Genomic DNA, 15,734 nt, shown 5'->3' on the forward strand with positions numbered 1-15,734 from the left:
TAAAATAATTATAAAAAGCTAACGGCCACAAACCAATAGCTAAAAGCATAATAAACAATGAGTAAAAAACTTTTACTTAAAGACGCACATATAGAAGGTATTCGCTACTTTGAAACGTACCGTAAACAGGGAGGTTATACAGCAGCTGAAAAAGCCTTGAAAATGACTCCTGACGAAATTCTTGAAGAAGTAAAAGCTTCAGGATTAAGAGGTCGTGGTGGAGCAGGATTCCCAACTGGGATGAAATGGAGCTTTTTGGCAAAGCCTGAAGGCGTTCCAAGACACCTTGTTGTCAATGCGGATGAATCTGAGCCTGGAACATTCAAGGATAGATACCTGATGGAGTTCCTTCCTCATTTATTGATCGAGGGAATGCTAATTTCTTCTTACTGTTTAGGTTCTAATGTTTCTTATATCTACATCCGTGGAGAATATTCATGGATTCCTGATATCCTTGAAGAAGCTATTGAAGAAGCCAAAGCAGCAGGATTTTTAGGTAAAAACATCCTGGGAACAGGTTTCGATTGTGAAATTTATGTTCAGAGAGGTGGTGGAGCATACATCTGTGGTGAAGAAACTGCATTGCTTGAGTCCCTTGAAGGAAAAAGAGGTAACCCAAGATTAAAACCGCCATTCCCGGCTGTAAAAGGACTTTGGGAAAGACCAACAGTAGTAAATAACGTTGAATCTATCGCAGCAATTGTTCCAATCATTGATATAACAGGTGCTGAGTATGCTAAAATCGGGGTGGGAAGATCTACAGGTACGAAATTAATTTCTGCTTGTGGAAACATCAACAAACCGGGGGTATACGAAATCGATATGACTATTACCGTAGAAGAATTCATCTATTCTGATGAATATTGCGGCGGTATTAAAAACGGAAAAAAATTAAAGGCTTGTATTCCCGGAGGAAGTTCTGTTCCAATCGTTCCCGCTAATTTATTGCTGAGAACAGTGAATGGAGAGCCAAGATATATGAACTATGAATCATTGGCAGATGGTGGTTTCGCTACCGGAACTATGATGGGTTCAGGAGGTTTCATCGTTTTGGATGAAGACCAGTGTATTGTAGATCATACTATGACTTTGGCAAGATTCTACAATCACGAAAGCTGCGGACAATGTACTCCTTGCCGTGAAGGAACGGGATGGATGTACAAGATTTTAAAGAAAATCGAGAAAGGAGAAGGAAAGATGGAGGATATCGATCTGCTTTGGGATATCCAGAGAAAAATCGAAGGAAACACGATTTGCCCATTGGGTGATGCAGCAGCTTGGCCGGTTGCAGCAGCAATCCGTCATTTCAGAGATGAATTTGAGTGGCATGTGAAAAACCCAGAATTGTCTCAGACACAAAATTATGGATTGGCACATTATGCAGATCCTATTCCGGCTGTTGAAAAGAATGCATAGGTAAAATGAAAAAATTATTGGTTGTCGGCTTAATGATGTCGAATTTTGTATTTGCACAGAATAAGAAAACAGATACTGCAAGTTATAACAGATCCGTTGAAGAGGATTTGTCATATGTAGCGAGTGAGAAACAGCAGATTAAAGCTGAAAAAAAAGAAAAGCCATTACCATTAAGCAAAAAAGGTCAGGTTTTCGTATTTTATGGATGGAACAGAGCGGCTTATAGCAATTCTGATATTCATTTTACCGGAAACGGATACGATTTTCAACTGAATAATGTAAGGGCACAAGACAGACCTACAAAATTTGGAATTGTCTATTTTGATCCAAGCTGGTTTACTGTAACACAGTATAATTTCAGAATAGGATATTTTATTAAAGACAATTTAGCGCTGGTACTTGGGATAGACCATATGAAATATGTAATGGACCAAAACCAGACTGTGGGCTTCAAAGGACATATTTCAGATCCTGAATATGCAGCAATGGTTCAAAACGGACAGGTAAATCTTGCAGATGAGAAGTTCCTTACTTTCGAACATACAGATGGACTTAATTATGAAAACTTAGGTCTTGAGAAATACAAAAACCTTGTTCATAAGAAGAATATAGATTTAGTATGGTCTTATGGAGCTGGAATCGGATTTATGTTTCCGAAAAGTAATGTAAAACTTTTTGGAAATGAAAGAAGTGACCGTTTTCACGTTGCAGGTATGGGAACCGATATCAGATCCAGTCTTAACTTAGTTTTCTGGAAAAACTGGATGCTGAGACTAGAAGGAAAAGCAGGTTATATTAATATGTGGGATATTAAAACTACATTGAATAACAAACCTGATAAAGCACGCCAGGACTTTGTTTTCGGACAGGTTCTAGGAGGAATTGGATATACATTTAATACTAAGAAATATAAATAACAAAGCCTATTGCTTAACGCATAAAGCTTAAAGCATATCATATGAGCGAAGAAGTTAAAAAATTCAAAATAACTATAGACGGACAGACTACTGAAGTGATGCCTGGTACTTCCATTCTGGAAGCAGCAAGACAAATCGGTGGAAAATCTGTACCTCCCGCTATGTGCTACTACAGCAAGCTAGAGACCAGTGGAGGGAGATGTAGAACATGTCTTGTAGAAGTTTCTAAAGGGTCTGAAGCAGATCCTCGTCCTATGCCGAAATTGGTAGCAAGCTGCAGAACAAATGTAATGGATGGGATGGAAGTAAAAAACCTTACTTCTGAGAAAGCTCAGGAAGGAAGAAAAGCGGTTACCGAGTTCTTATTGGTAAACCACCCGCTGGACTGCCCTATCTGTGACCAGGCAGGAGAATGTCATCTTCAGGACTTAGGATATGAGCATGGTGTAGACAGTACAAGAACAGAATTTGAAAGAAATACTTACGAAGCTGATGATCTTGGACCGAACATCAAATTGAATATGAACCGTTGTATTCTTTGTGCAAGATGTGTATTGACAGCAAACCAGCTTACAGAAACAAGAGAACACGGTATTCTTTTCAGAGGAGATCACGCTGAAATTTCAACCTATTTAAATAAAGCTTTAGACAATGACTTCATCGGAAATGTTATCGACGTTTGTCCGGTAGGAGCATTAACAGACAGAACAGCTCGTTTTGCAAGCAGAGTATGGTTTACAAAACCAATGAACGCTTCTTGTAAATGTGATAAGTGTTCAGGAAAAGCTGTAGTATGGATGAAAGGTGACGAAATCGTAAGAGTAACTGCAAGAAAAGACCAATGGGGTGAAGTGGAAGAATTCATCTGTGATACATGCCGTTTCGAAAGAAAAGCATTATCAGACTGGAACATCGAAGGTCCTAGACATATCGACAGACACTCTGTAATTTCATTGAACCACTACGAAAAACCTAAGGATGAGCTAAGAGTTTTAGACAATCCTATGGCTAAAGAAATCAGTGAAAAAGACGAAAAATAAAATAGTTGGATCTAAAAGCCGGAAGCTGGAAGTTTTAATAATAAACCTACAATCCACTTTTAACTTCAATCGTTTTAAAAAATATAAAAAAATTTGGTAATGTGATGAAGAGTTGATGCCGCGAGGTGATAAACTTCCAGCTTCCAGCTCCCATCTTCAAACATTTAAAATAAAAAATGGATTTACTTACATTTAAACTTATACTTGTACTAGCACTTTTCCTGCTATCACTGACGATTGCAGCCTACTCTACCTGGGCAGAAAGAAAAGTAGCCTCTATCATGCAGGATAGAATTGGTCCCAACAGAGCCGGACCTTTCGGATTACTGCAGCCTCTTGCTGATGGTGGAAAGTTTTTCTTCAAAGAAGACTTTACGCCGGCCAATGCAGAAAGATTCCTTTTCGTATTAGGACCTGCTTTGGTAATGTTTATTTCATTGATTACAGGAGCTGTTATTCCTTGGGGTAAAAGTTTAAATATTGCAGGTACTTCTTTTGATCTTCAGGTAGCTAACATTGATGTTGGTGTACTTTTCATCATCGGAATGGCTTCAATTGGGGTTTACGGAATTATGATCGGAGGTTGGGCTTCAAACAACAAATATTCATTACTAGGTGCTATCCGTGCTTCTTCTCAGATGATTTCTTACGAATTGGCAATGGGATTAGCACTTCTTTCTATCATTATGATGACAGGAAGTTTAGACTTAAAAGAAATTACAGAAAGCCAGACTACTGGGAAATTATGGGGTGTAATTCCTTGGGTTTCCGGGTTGAACTGGAATATTTTCTACCAGCCGATCGCTTTCCTTGTTTTCTTTGTAGCAGCATTGGCTGAAACCAACAGACACCCATTCGATTTACCTGAGTGTGAATCTGAATTGGTAACAGGATACTCTACAGAATATTCTTCCATGAAATTAGGTTTATATATGTTCGGAGAATATGTGAACATGTTTATTTCTAATGCATTTATGGTAGTTCTTTTCTTCGGAGGTTACAACTATCCTGGTATTGAATGGGTAACTCAGAACTGGGGTGAGAACACTGCAGGAATCTTAAGTATCGTAGCATTCTTAACGAAGACTGTAATCGGAATTCTGATCTTCATGTGGATCAGATGGACACTTCCAAGATTCAGATACGACCAGTTAATGCACTTGGGATGGAAAACATTAATTCCAATGGCATTGGTAAACCTATTAATTACAGGAGCTGTAATTTTAGCATTTGCAAACTAAGAAAATTTGAAAATGAGCTGATTTGAAAATTTGATAATGAAATCAAAGCTTTATCTTTAGCCTATCATATTCAATCATCAATATTAAATAATTAAGATAACAGACAAGATTAGTCTAAAATCTGGTGTCTAACATCTAATATCTATAATTAAATGAAACTTACAAACAGATCAAAAGTTGTTTCCAATAAAGAAATGACCCTTGCTGAAAAAATCTACCTTCCTGCTATCTTTACAGGGATGGGGATTACATTTAAGCATGCTGTAAGAACCGTGATAAAGGGTGCTCCCGCAGTATATTCGTATCCGGAAGTACAGAAGCCAAGAACAACCATCTGGAGAGGCCAGCACGTTCTGAAAAGAGACGAAGAAGGCAGAGAAAGATGTACAGCTTGCGGACTTTGTGCGGTAGCTTGTCCTGCAGAAGCCATTACGATGACTGCTGCTGAAAGAACAAAAGAGGAAAAAGGTCTTTACAGAGAAGAAAAGTACGCTTCAGTATATGAAATTAATATGCTAAGATGTATTTTCTGCGGAATGTGTGAAGAAGCCTGTCCTAAATCTGCCATCTATCTTACTGATAGACTAGTAGATGTGGAAACGAACAGAGGTTCTTTCATTTACGGAAAAGATAAACTAGTTGAAAAAATAAATGAAAGGATTGATATCACGACAAGACAATCCGAGAAACAAAAAAATGCGGTAAAATAATGGATCAGTTTTTATTTTTCTTGGTGGCGTTTTTAGCAGTGGCAAGTGCAGTTTATTTTGTATTTGCAAGAAATCCTCTCTATGCTATTTTGTCATTGATTGTTACAATGTTTTCAATTGCAGGAATGTACATTCTTTTAAATGCACAGTTCCTGGCAATTATCCAGATTATAGTGTACGCAGGTGCCATCATGGTACTTTTCCTTTACATCCTGATGATGCTTAATCTTAATAAAGGAGACGAAAGTAAGAAGAACAATACTTTAAAGTTTGTTGGAGTTTTTACAGCAGGTATTCTTTTAGTAGGTGTACTAGGAGTTTTCAGAGGTGTACAGGACAAACACATTGTTGTTGAAAATGTAGACAGAGGTATTGGTCTTACAAAAAATCTGGGTAGACTTTTGTTTAATGAATATGTTTTACCGTTTGAGCTTGCTTCCATCCTAATTTTGGCAGGTATTGTAGGCGCGGTATTAATCGGTAAAAAAGATTTATAAAATTATGGGAGAAGTAAATACATTTATACAAAGCATCCCTTTGGACTACTTCATCATTCTTTCATCAGTATTGTTCTGTTTGGGAGTAATGGGAGTATTGCTTAGAAAAAATGCTATTGTGATTCTGGGCTGTGTAGAGCTTATGCTGAATTCTGTAAACCTTTTATTGGCAGCTTTTTCAGCGTATAAAGGCAACGGCGACGGACAGCTTTTAGTTTTCTTCATTATGGTTGTGGCTGCTGCTGAAGTAGCAGTAGGTCTGGCAATTATTGCTATGCTGTATAGAAATACCCGTTCTGTAGATGTGAGTATATTTAATAAATTAAGAGGATAAGAATGGAGAATCTAGTATATGCAATAGTACTTTTACCACTTTTAGGGTTTCTTATTAACGGTTTATTCGGGAAAAATCTTCCAAAAATATTGGTTGGATCTTTGGCTACGGCAATGGTTTTCGGATCATTCTGTATCGCTGTAAGTCTTTTTATGAATTTCAATTCTGAAAGCCAGCCTGTAATCGTAAAAGCTTTTGAATGGTTTAGAGTCAATGGAGTTCAAATCAATTTTGGATTCCAGATTGATCAGCTTTCTTTAATGATGGTGATGATCATTACGGGTATCGGTTCACTGATCCACTTATACTCTATCGGATATATGAGTCATGACAAAGGATTCTATAAGTTCTTTACTTATCTGAACCTTTTCATCTTCTCCATGTTACTTTTGGTAATGGGAAGCAACTACCTTATCTTATTCATCGGATGGGAAGGTGTAGGTCTTTGTTCTTACCTGTTGATCGGATTCTGGTACACTAACGAAGAATACGGTAAAGCAGCAAGAAAAGCTTTCATTATGAACAGAATTGGTGACCTTGCGTTATTGATCGGTATTTTCATGATTGCTTCTCAGACCAATGCTGTAGATTATCTTTCTGTAGCAGAAAACGCTTCAAAATTTGAATTGGACGGAACAGTGATTATCTTTATCACAGCGAGTTTATTCATCGGTGCTACCGGTAAATCTGCTCAGGTTCCATTATATACATGGTTACCGGATGCGATGGCCGGACCTACTCCTGTATCAGCGTTGATCCACGCGGCAACGATGGTAACGGCAGGGATCTATTTGGTAGTAAGATCAAACTTCTTATTTACTTTGGCACCTACAGTACAGGGAGGAATTTTATTCATCGGATTCTTAACGGCTGCTTTGGCAGGATTCTATGCACTTCGTCAGAACGACATCAAAAAAGTATTAGCTTACTCTACCGTTTCACAGCTTGGGTTTATGTTCATTGCTTTAGGTCTTGGAGCGTATACAACAGCGATGTTCCACGTAATGACACACGCATTCTTTAAGGCTTTATTATTCCTGGGTGCAGGTTCTGTAATCCATGCAATGAGCAACGAACAGGATATGCGTTTCATGGGAGGTCTTAAAAAATATATTCCTCTTACCCACGCTACATTCCTTATCGGAACATTAGCCATCTCAGGTTTCCCTTTACTATCAGGGATGATCTCTAAAGACGAAATTTTAGTCGCAGCTTTCGCTAAAAACCCTGTTTACTGGGTAATATTATTTGCATTAGCGGCAATGACTGCAACGTATATGTTCAGACTGTATTATTTGACATTCCACGGAGAATTCAGAGGTACTGAAGAGCAGAAACACCACTTACATGAAAGCCCGTCAAATATGACATTACCATTGATCGTATTGGCTATTCTTTCTGTAATCGGAGGTTTCATCAATCTGCCACACTTCATCGGTCACGGACATTATGCCAAACTGATGGAATGGTTAAAGCCAGTTCTTACGGAACAAAGCTACAGCCAGATGGAAGCTACTCTTTCAGGAGTAGATTTCAATACTGAAATGATCTTATTAGCAGCAACAATCCTTATGTTCTTCTCTGTATGGTTTATCGTTAGAAACACCTACGTGAAGAAGAAAAAAATGGCTGTTGCAGAAGAAAGCTATACCGGATGGGAAAAGCTTTCTGCTAAAAAATTATACGTTGACGAACTTTACAACGCATTGATTGTAAAAACTGTTGAAGGATTAGGACGCGGAGGAAAGATGTTTGATAAGGGTATCTTAGACCGTTTTGTAAACTTTGTAGGTGATGGTGCTGAAGACAGCGGAAAAGCTATGAAGCGTGTTCAAAACGGAAATGTAGAGACGTATATTCTTATCATGTCTTTAGCTGTGGGAATTATATTAATTGTTAACTTTTTATTACAATAATAATGTCTTGTTTATTATTAACATTATTACTATTACCTCTAGTAGGTTCGGGATTAGTTTTTGCGTGGAAGAGTAATTCCAGCAAATATTTGGCACTGGGAATTGCATTGGTACAAATGCTTCTTACATTTTATATACTTTCGGATTTCGATTTTACTCCGACGGTAGATAGTGTATTGCAGCATGAGATCAATTATCCTTGGTCACAATTTATGAAGAGTTCTCTTCACTTCGGTATCGATGGGATGAGTATGCTTCTTTTATTATTGACCAACATTCTGGCTCCAATTATTATTTTATCATCTTTCAACGAAAATGTAAACTACAGAAATACATTCTACGGATTGATTCTGCTGATGCAGTTCGGGCTTGTAGGAGTGTTCACTTCTTTAGACGGATTGCTGTTCTACATTTTCTGGGAAGTAACTTTGATTCCAATTTGGTTCATTGCCGGACTTTGGGGACAAGAGAATAAGAGGTTCGAATTCACTACGAAATTCTTCGTATATACATTCGTTGGGTCATTATTTATGTTAGCCGGATTGATCTATGTGTACAACCACTCAGCATCATTCGCTTTAACAGATCTATACAATGCACAACTGAACGAAGTACAACAGACTGTGGTATTCTGGTTTATTTTCTTTGCATTTGCAGTGAAATTACCGGTATTCCCTTTCCATACATGGCAGCCTGATACCTATACCTACTCTCCTACTCAAGGATCAATGTTGTTATCAGGGATCATGCTTAAAATGGCAGTATATGGTGTATTGCGTTATTTACTTCCAATCACTCCGCTTCCGATAGCAGGAATTTCAGGGCAGATTGTGATCATTCTTGCAATTGTAGGTATTGTTCACGGAGCATTGATTGCTATTATCCAGACGGACATGAAGAGAATCATTGCATATTCATCTTTCTCTCACGTAGGATTGATGGTGGCAGGGATCTTCGCTTCTGCAGTAGTTACACTAAGAGGAACTTTCAATGTAGAAGGAGCTGAAGGAGCATTGGTACAGACTTTCGCTCACGGTATCAACGTGGTAGGATTATTCTACTGTTGTGATATTTTATACAAGAGATTTAAATCAAGAGACATCAGACAAATGGGTGGTTTAGCTAAAGTAGCGCCTAAGTTTGCTGTATTGTTCTTGATCATTATATTAGGTTCAATGGGAGTTCCATTAACTAATGGATTCATTGGAGAATTTATTTTGTTGAAATCTGTTTATGATTTTAATGGGACAGCAGCAGTAATTGCTGGTCTTACGGTAATTCTTTGTGCGGTGTATTTATTGAGATTCTACGGAAAGGCAATGTTTGGAGAAGGAGATGAAGCCGTTTTAAGTACAGCAAAAGATTTGTCAGGAGTAGAATTTTCTGTATTGGCAAGTTTAGCGGTTTTTGTGATCTTACTAGGTATTTTCCCACAACCGGTAATCGACATGGTGAGTAGTTCAGTGAAGTTTATCTACATGGCGATGGCTAACTAAAAAATTAAAAGATTTAAAAATTAAAAAATTAAGAGATTAGAGAGCATAAAGATAAAAGACGAAGAGATTAGGGATGGGAACTTTTGAACCCGGAACTTTAAACTCGAAACCTTAAACTTTAAACTTCAGATCTCGCACCTCAAATCTATATTATGAGTGTTTTAATTATTGTTTTCCTAACAGCAGTTATTGCGTTATTTTCAGGAGTTTTTGAACAAGGAAAATTCGCAAGATACATTGGGATTTTGGGATTAATCATCGCATTGTACGTAAGTTTTATGCCGGAATGTTCGTTCTTCGACCATTACAAGCATATGTATGAGTACAGTGGCAATACTGCATTATTCACTAAAATATCAATCGTAACAACATTATTATTATTCTTTCTGGGAGGTTTTGCGTTCAGCAACCACAGAAACCACCAGTCAGAATTATATGCATTGATGCTATTTGCATTATGTGGAGGGATCATCCTTTTCGGATACCAGAACCTGGTAACGATGTTCTTAGGAATTGAGATCCTTTCTATTCCATTATATGTAATGGCTGGAGCTAACAAAACTGATCTTAGATCCAATGAAGCTTCTATTAAATATTTCCTTATGGGTGCATTTGCAACAGGTTTCTTACTGTTCGGGATTGCGTTCATCTATGGAAGTGCAGGAAGTTTTGATCTGTACAAGATTCATGATTTTGGAGTAGCTAATTCAGGGAATGTAATGTTTATCCTAGGAGTATTACTGATTCTTTGTGCATTGGCCTTTAAAGTAGCTTTAGCACCTTTCCACATGTGGAGTCCTGATGTATATGCAGGCTCTCCTTCATTGATTACAGCTTTCATGGCAAGTGTGGTAAAGATCTCCGGATTCTTTGCATTATTCAGACTGATGACGCTTGGTTTCACCGGAGTTACTCACGAATGGATCAACGTTTTAGGAGTATTCTTAATCATTACCTTACTCTTGGCAAACGTTATGGGTCTTGCTCAGACGAATGCAAAAAGAATGCTGGCTTACTCTTCAGTATCTCATGCAGGATATATCGGATTGGTATTCTTCGGAATGACAAGCCTTTCTACTTATAACTTAGCATTCTATTTATTTGCTTATTCTTTATCTACAGTAGGAGTTTTCATGTGTCTGATCTGGGTAGAGAAATTAAAAAGAGAAACTTCTTTCGGAGCATTCAAAGGATTGGCGAAAACAGAACCTTTATTAGCAACAGCAGCAGCAATCTCTATGCTTTCAATGGCAGGGGTTCCGTTAACAGCTGGGTTTATGGGTAAATTTGCTTTATTCTCCCAGGCTATGAACGGTGCAGCTTTCTTAGTATTGGTAGCAGTATTGGGTTCTGCCCTGTCTATTGCCTACTATTTAAGGCTGATCATCGCAATGTTCTTCTTTAAAGAATCTACATTCAAATCATCAGAAAAAGTAACCCTTACTTACAATATCATTGCAGTAATAATAATTGTTTTAATTATTATCCTTGGGGTTTTCCCGGATCTATTTGCAAGAATGTTCGGATTATAAAATCTGAATTATACAATATAAAAAAGCACAGCTATTCAGTTGTGCTTTTTTATTATAAAACAGTGGTCATATCCGGATAAAAACAAAAACTTATATTTGAAAAAACAAAACCAGGAAACTCCGCATACTTTTAACTTTTACCTCTGTCAAATTTATCCTCCCTCTTTTAATTGAATATGAAAAACATTTTTTGCATCATATTTTTTGCGCTATTATCAATCAGCGGTTACTCTCAAAATAGTAAAGATTATAATTTCGGATTTGAATCAAGAACAGGAAATAATCCGTTACCTGACGGCTGGTTCAGCAGGGGAAACAACAAGGTAAAAACAGAATCAATCCTATCTCATTCAGGGAAAAATCTGTAAGCGTTCAATCTGACACGACAGAACGTACAGGAGGAATCGCATACATTCTTGTCAACAGCTACCGAGGAAAAGAAGTAACGCTGGCAGGCTATATCAAAACAGAAAATGTGGAAAACTCTGCAGGCTTGTTTATAACTTTTGAAGATCAATAAGAAATTCAACTTGAATCTAAAAACGTAAAAACAGAAAACATTCAAGGGACAGCAGATTGGAAAAAATATACAATCAACGTGGTAATTCCTAAAGACACAGATAAAATTATAATTGGAGGATTCCTAAAAGGGAAAGGAAAAGTCTGGTTTGACAGTTTTAAACTTTATATAGATGGAAAAAATGTTGGAGACTTATCCTCCCAGAATCTCTCCCAATCACATGATGAATTCTTTCTGGCTTCTCAGTTCAGAATAGACAGTCTCAATAACCAACAAATCAATAATCTGTATCAGCTTGGAAAAAACTGGGGATATCTGAAGTATCACAGTTCAGAAGTATCGATTACTTTTTCCCCTACAAAGACATCATAGGAAAGAATTGGGACAGTGTTTTAAAAAACTATATTCCAAAGCTAGTCCATACCAAGGATGAACTTCCTATTTATAAAGAATTTGATCAGAATATCGGTTATATTTATGCTGCTGCTACCACGAAAGATGAGATCCAGACGGTCATGAAAAAATTTATGAATAAAAAAGGAATTATCATTGATCTCCGATGCTATCCTAAAGAATTTTCAACCTCCATAATTTCTGATTATTTTTTTCCTACCTCCAAAGAATTTGCAAAATTTACAGCAACATCATTGCAGCATCTGGGAAAATTTGAGATGAGCGGAAAAGCAAAAATTGGAAAAGCAAACAGCAATTATTACAAAGGTAAAATAGCTATTTTAGTGGATGAAATCACACAAAGTGCATCAGAATTTCTTACGATGGCTTTACGAACAGCTCCCAAATCTGCTGTAATTGGTTCACAAACAGCCGGCACAGACGGAGATCTTTGTGAGATACCTCTTCCAGGCGGAATAATGACCGCTATAAGTGGATTGGGAATATATTACCCGAATGGAAAAGGTACCCAGAGAACAGGTATTTCTATTGATATTCAGGTCAAACCAACCTTACAGTCAATCCGTAAAGGAGATGATGCTCTTATTCAAAAAGCTATAACGTTTATTAATCGGTAATATAAATTATGAGAAGAGGTAACCCTTACTTACGACGTCATTACAGTAGTCATTGCTTTGATTATCATTCTGGGAATCTTCCCTGATTTCTTTGCGAATATGTTCAGATTGTAAACAACATCATAAGGAATCAATATAAAACCTTCCAGCTGGCTCTGGAAGGTTTTATTTATTTGGTACCTATATCTTTATTGTATACAAAACATGCATTTAACTATCCAATACATTAACTATTTCAATATATTTCAAAAAATTACTATGCTATACATTGTAAAAAAAATTAAGCAATGAACACTAACAATATAAAAATTATCAATTATATATTGTTATTTCATTTATATTTAAAATAAAATGCCAATTATTGAATTTTAATAAAAATATCGTATTAAAAAAAGTTAAAATAAAACATAAAAAACAATACCATAATCAATACATTTGTTTTGAATTTACAACAAAACACAATTAAACTTGAAATGATGAAGATCAACAACAATGCCGCTGCCGCGTTTCTATTATGCTCAATAGGCTTGGCACAAGCACAGGAAAAAGATTCAGTAACCGCGAAAAAGCTGGACGAAATAGTGATGGTCGGCACCAGAACTGCTCCAAGATCGAGCATCTCCACTCCTCTACCTATTGATAATATAGATGCAGCTATCATTCAATCGTCCGGCCATAGTTCTGTAGGACAAGCACTACAGTACAGGATTCCATCCTTTAATTCTACCAGCGCCGCAGTGCAGGATGCTACTTCATTGCTGGATCCTTTTGAAATCAGGAATATGGGATCATCAAGAACATTAGTTTTGATTAATGGAAAAAGAAAGAATCAGTCTTCTCTCATCTTCACTCAGAATACAATTGGAAAAGGAGAAACGGGAGCTGATTTATCATCTATTCCGTCTATTGCCATCAAAAAAATAGAAATCCTGAGAGACGGAGCTTCTGCCCAATATGGTTCTGATGCAATTGCCGGAGTTATCAATATCATATTAAAAGATAAAATAAACTTTACAGAAGCCAGTGCAAATCTGGGGCTGTACTCAAAAGGAGACGGCTTTTCTCAAAATTTTAATTTGATCACTGGATCTACATTTAAGAACGGAGGCTTTCTTACATTTTCCACCAATCTCCAGAATAATGATTATGCCTACAGAAACGGAAAGGTAAATGCTTACTGGGATGCACAAACATTTGGAGCCAGTCAAAGTGATGTGGATGCTTATTTAGCCAAATATCCTGATGCTCAAAATAAAAATGCATACCCCAAAAAGAACAGCATAAGTTTTTTGATAAATACTTCCATACCGGTATCTGACCGCTCCAGCCTGTATGCAAATGCCTCATTTGCCACCAAAAAGGTAAGCAGTTTTGCCAATCACAGAACACCTTATTGGGTAAATCCCGCCAATGTTCTGAATTCACCCGACGGCTTTACGCCTACATTTATTGGAGACCTTACCGATTACGGAGCCACTCTGGGATACAAAACCAAAACAGAAAGTGAATGTAATATAGACCTGAGCGCAACTTTTGGGGGAAATAAAATTTTATATACAGTAGGAAATACCTTTAATGCAGCATTAGGAGCATCCAGTCCTATTAATTTTAGGCCCGGTGGTTTCAGATTTAATAATATTATCGGGAATATTGATGTTTCCAAAAGATTATCAGAACATATTGCATTGGCATTCGGTTCTGAAGCAAGAAAAGAGGAATATGAAATCTACGCTGGAGATCCTGCTTCCTATTATCAAACAGGATCCATTTCTTTTCCGGGATCATCACCAGAAAATTCCGGAATTTTTTCAAGGTATAATATTGGCGTCTATGCAGATGCAGCCTTTGATATTTCCGAGGCCACAACATTTAATGCCACGGCGCGTTTTGAAAATTACAGCGATTTTGGAAACTCATTGGTTTGGAAACTCAGTGCAAGACAAAACATCATGGGAAAAAAACTGATCGCCAGAGGATCTGTTTCTACAGGGTTTCGCGCTCCTACTCTTCAACAGGTGTATCTTTCTACTATTCAGAATGTTTTTGCTAACGGTAATATCGTTACAGAGGGTCTGTTTAATAATGTAGGTAAAGAAGCTAAAGCAGTAGGAATCCCCAATTTAGATGCTGAAAAATCCCTTAATTTCACCTTAGGACTTGGAATCCAGCCCAATAAAAATTTTTCTATTACCATCGACGGATATTTGATCAATGTGTATGACAGAATCTTACTAAGTTCCAGAATGAGTGATAAAACTACAATTTTAGATCCTTTAAACAATATAGGAATTACCAATGTGAACGCCGCAAGTTTTTTCATCAATGGTGTAGACACAAGAACTATAGGTCTGGACCTTGTTGCCAATTATAGAAATATAGATCTGGCCAAAGGCAAACTTGCCTTTAATCTTGCCCTGAATATGAATCATTCTAAAATAACGGAGAATTCAGACAAGCTGAACGGGCTTAACCTCTCTGCTCCTTTTAACAGAACCGAGGAAGCATTAACCACCACTTCCAGACCAGCTTTAAAAGCTGTTCTCGGTATAGATTATACCATTCAAAAATGGAATATATCACTCAACAATACTTTGTTTGGAAAAGCTACTTATGCGAACAGCGGTATGCCGGGAGCTAATCTGGCCTGGAATGATCCTAATGCCGAATCACAATCCTATCTGAGATTCAGGCCAAGAATTACTACAGATATTACCATCAACTACAATATCAACAGCAAAAATACCATTAACTTCGGTATTCTGAATGTCTTTAATGTTCTGCCTAAATGGGAACTGCGGAATCTACCGGCAAATACAGCGTATGATGAAGTTTATAATACCGTTACCTTCAACGGAAGATATCAGCAGTCCAGCTATGATGCCCAACATTTCAGCATTTTTGGAACACAGTTTATAATCGGATATAATATTAAATTCTAATATTCATATATTTTTAAATACTAAAGTTGTCCTGAATAATTAGGACAACTTTTTTCAAATTCTAAAAAAACATCTATCTGCGCTTTCTAAATGACTAAAATAAAAACATTTACAGAAACCTAAACAAAAAAGAAGGGAATCATCA

At 37.1% G+C, this 15,734-nt stretch carries 14 protein-coding genes; all 14 read left to right on the forward strand.

Annotated elements, in window-relative coordinates; all coding sequences use genetic code 11:
- The first annotated feature begins 57 nt into the window (after nt 1-57).
- The 14 genes from nuoF (at nt 58) to ACPF63_RS17785 (ending at nt 15,589) form a co-directional block, all read left to right on the forward strand.
- Complete coding sequence (gene nuoF / locus ACPF63_RS17720) at nt 58-1,416, forward strand: NADH-quinone oxidoreductase subunit NuoF (RefSeq protein WP_426480792.1); 1,359 nt, start codon at nt 58-60, stop codon at nt 1,414-1,416.
- 5 nt (nt 1,417-1,421) lie between these two features.
- A complete protein-coding gene (locus ACPF63_RS17725) occupies nt 1,422-2,333 on the forward strand; it encodes a hypothetical protein (RefSeq protein ID WP_180565154.1) in 912 nt (303 codons plus the stop codon).
- 41 nt (nt 2,334-2,374) lie between these two features.
- Nucleotides 2,375-3,373: a 2Fe-2S iron-sulfur cluster-binding protein gene (locus tag ACPF63_RS17730; protein ID WP_047382170.1), complete on the forward strand. Its 999-nt coding sequence runs from the start codon at nt 2,375-2,377 to the stop codon at nt 3,371-3,373.
- Between the two features lie 176 nt (nt 3,374-3,549).
- Nucleotides 3,550-4,614 (forward strand): NADH-quinone oxidoreductase subunit NuoH, encoded by a 1,065-nt coding sequence (gene nuoH / locus ACPF63_RS17735; RefSeq protein ID WP_426480793.1) that lies wholly within the window; start codon nt 3,550-3,552, stop codon nt 4,612-4,614.
- Nucleotides 4,615-4,766: 152 nt separating this feature from the next.
- Nucleotides 4,767-5,324, forward strand: coding sequence for a NuoI/complex I 23 kDa subunit family protein (locus ACPF63_RS17740; RefSeq protein ID WP_040996950.1), 558 nt, complete (start codon nt 4,767-4,769; stop codon nt 5,322-5,324).
- Nucleotides 5,324-5,821, forward strand: coding sequence for an NADH-quinone oxidoreductase subunit J family protein (locus tag ACPF63_RS17745; protein ID WP_047382162.1), 498 nt, complete (start codon nt 5,324-5,326; stop codon nt 5,819-5,821). Before ACPF63_RS17740 ends, ACPF63_RS17745 begins: the two co-directional genes overlap by 1 nt.
- 4 nt (nt 5,822-5,825) lie before the next feature.
- A complete protein-coding gene (gene nuoK / locus ACPF63_RS17750) occupies nt 5,826-6,155 on the forward strand; it encodes an NADH-quinone oxidoreductase subunit NuoK (protein WP_002983557.1) in 330 nt (109 codons plus the stop codon).
- Nucleotides 6,156-6,157: 2 nt separating this feature from the next.
- A complete protein-coding gene (gene nuoL / locus ACPF63_RS17755; protein WP_077413860.1) occupies nt 6,158-8,071 on the forward strand; it encodes an NADH-quinone oxidoreductase subunit L in 1,914 nt (637 codons plus the stop codon).
- 2 nt (nt 8,072-8,073) lie between these two features.
- Entirely contained in the window at nt 8,074-9,567 is a 1,494-nt protein-coding gene (locus ACPF63_RS17760) for a complex I subunit 4 family protein (protein WP_077413859.1), read from the forward strand.
- A 152-nt stretch (nt 9,568-9,719) separates the two neighbouring features.
- Entirely contained in the window at nt 9,720-11,099 is a 1,380-nt protein-coding gene (locus ACPF63_RS17765; RefSeq protein ID WP_426480794.1) for an NADH-quinone oxidoreductase subunit N, read from the forward strand.
- A 176-nt stretch (nt 11,100-11,275) separates the two neighbouring features.
- A complete protein-coding gene (locus tag ACPF63_RS17770) occupies nt 11,276-11,467 on the forward strand; it encodes a hypothetical protein (RefSeq protein WP_426480795.1) in 192 nt (63 codons plus the stop codon).
- A 230-nt stretch (nt 11,468-11,697) separates the two neighbouring features.
- Nucleotides 11,698-11,991, forward strand: a complete 294-nt coding sequence (locus tag ACPF63_RS17775) for a hypothetical protein (protein WP_426480796.1) — start codon at nt 11,698-11,700, stop codon at nt 11,989-11,991.
- A gap of 143 nt (nt 11,992-12,134) precedes the next feature.
- Nucleotides 12,135-12,650: a S41 family peptidase gene (locus ACPF63_RS17780; RefSeq protein WP_426480797.1), complete on the forward strand. Its 516-nt coding sequence runs from the start codon at nt 12,135-12,137 to the stop codon at nt 12,648-12,650.
- A 473-nt stretch (nt 12,651-13,123) separates the two neighbouring features.
- Nucleotides 13,124-15,589: a TonB-dependent receptor plug domain-containing protein gene (locus ACPF63_RS17785; RefSeq protein WP_426480798.1), complete on the forward strand. Its 2,466-nt coding sequence runs from the start codon at nt 13,124-13,126 to the stop codon at nt 15,587-15,589.
- The last annotated feature ends 145 nt before the right edge of the window (nt 15,590-15,734 follow it).

Origin of the sequence: Chryseobacterium sp. R2ACT005 (genome assembly GCF_049949215.1) — a bacterium.
Lineage (GTDB): Bacteria > Bacteroidota > Bacteroidia > Flavobacteriales > Weeksellaceae > Chryseobacterium.

Coding starts and splice junctions, on each gene's coding strand:
- nuoF (WP_426480792.1), top strand. CDS start 58: ATGAGTAAAAAACTTTTACTTAAAGACGCACATATAGAAGGTATTCGC.
- ACPF63_RS17725 (WP_180565154.1), top strand. CDS start 1,422: ATGAAAAAATTATTGGTTGTCGGCTTAATGATGTCGAATTTTGTATTT.
- ACPF63_RS17730 (WP_047382170.1), top strand. CDS start 2,375: ATGAGCGAAGAAGTTAAAAAATTCAAAATAACTATAGACGGACAGACT.
- nuoH (WP_426480793.1), top strand. CDS start 3,550: ATGGATTTACTTACATTTAAACTTATACTTGTACTAGCACTTTTCCTG.
- ACPF63_RS17740 (WP_040996950.1), top strand. CDS start 4,767: ATGAAACTTACAAACAGATCAAAAGTTGTTTCCAATAAAGAAATGACC.
- ACPF63_RS17745 (WP_047382162.1), top strand. CDS start 5,324: ATGGATCAGTTTTTATTTTTCTTGGTGGCGTTTTTAGCAGTGGCAAGT.
- nuoK (WP_002983557.1), top strand. CDS start 5,826: ATGGGAGAAGTAAATACATTTATACAAAGCATCCCTTTGGACTACTTC.
- nuoL (WP_077413860.1), top strand. CDS start 6,158: ATGGAGAATCTAGTATATGCAATAGTACTTTTACCACTTTTAGGGTTT.
- ACPF63_RS17760 (WP_077413859.1), top strand. CDS start 8,074: ATGTCTTGTTTATTATTAACATTATTACTATTACCTCTAGTAGGTTCG.
- ACPF63_RS17765 (WP_426480794.1), top strand. CDS start 9,720: ATGAGTGTTTTAATTATTGTTTTCCTAACAGCAGTTATTGCGTTATTT.
- ACPF63_RS17770 (WP_426480795.1), top strand. CDS start 11,276: ATGAAAAACATTTTTTGCATCATATTTTTTGCGCTATTATCAATCAGC.
- ACPF63_RS17780 (WP_426480797.1), top strand. CDS start 12,135: ATGAAAAAATTTATGAATAAAAAAGGAATTATCATTGATCTCCGATGC.
- ACPF63_RS17785 (WP_426480798.1), top strand. CDS start 13,124: ATGATGAAGATCAACAACAATGCCGCTGCCGCGTTTCTATTATGCTCA.